This window comes from Plesiomonas sp. (assembly GCF_051650925.1).
GTDB lineage: Bacteria > Pseudomonadota > Gammaproteobacteria > Enterobacterales > CAMTGL01 > Plesiomonas.
The window spans coordinates 1-1,041 of sequence record NZ_JBOFRH010000168.1 but is presented as its reverse complement, the minus strand read 5'-3'; the positions used below and the strand labels follow the sequence as shown (position 1 = coordinate 1,041).

Sequence of the window (1,041 nt, the reverse complement as noted above, 5' to 3'; positions counted from 1 at the left end):
CGATGGCGGTGGCACAAAACATCGGGGGTATTCCAGCGATTACCGCTGTTGCCGTTATCTATGTGGGTTTGCTGGGCGCGGTGTTTGGCCACATTTATATGCGTTGGCTGAAAATTCGTCATCCTTCTGCTCGCGGTTTGGCGATGGGTAATGCTTCTCACGCCTTAGGTACTGCACGCTGCGCGGAAGAAGATTATGTGGAAGGTGCGTTTAGTTCACTGGCACTGGTAATTTGTGGTGTGATTACCTCACTGATTGCGCCTTTCATCTTCCCTGTGCTGGTCAAATTGTTGGGATAAGGGCTCTTCCCTATCCCACGTTTTCTATCCCCTGTTTTACTCCTAGGGGAGTAGAGCGTGCTGATATGACGCACGCTCTACAGGTAAGAATGCTTCACTGTCTCATTTTCTGGTCATTCTGGTCATATTGGCTGTTAGTTTGAGTTTTTTATTTTGAGATGAGTGTTGGGCAATCAGGTTACGGTTGAACTCCCGCATACCCTGCCCGTATTTCAGCGAAATCATCTTGTTGTTTCATAGCCTCCTTCTAGGAGGCTTTTTTTGGCCGTCAGACTTTGGCCACGACAGCGCACACAAGAACTTTTCATGTGTACGGCTCAGGATGTTTGCACCATTTCTGGCTCTGGTTTGCCTAGCTATACTGGTAAATACCTATAGTTCCATTAACTCATCGCGTGCTGCGCAGGTTTATCTTGGTGAAGATATGGCGGAATACGTGCGACAGATCTCACATCATGAAATGCAATAACGCGCAATTGCATAGTTAAGTGATCTTAATCACACTTTATTGCATGGCATATCTCTAAAATCCTGATCCCATCAATAAACAGGAGTACAAAGCGGATGCAAGAGAGAATTAAAGCCGCCCTTGCCAACCTGCCAGCGCCGTTATCTGCCGCATTAACCCCGTATTTATCAGAAACTGGTTTTGCTGGCTGGTTGCGCGCTGAAGACGTTTCCGCTATTTGTTCGGTAACCGGACTGGATGTACCAGCGCTGTCATTGGCGTTATTGCCCGTTG

At 47.6% G+C, this 1,041-nt stretch carries 1 protein-coding gene; it reads left to right on the top strand.

Features of this window, described 5'->3' with window-relative positions:
• Positions 1-299, top strand: a 299-nt coding sequence (locus ACRC27_RS03865; protein ID WP_438639234.1) for an LrgB family protein, incomplete at its 5' end; no start/stop codon positions are given.
• Positions 300-1,041: the final 742 nt, after the last annotated feature.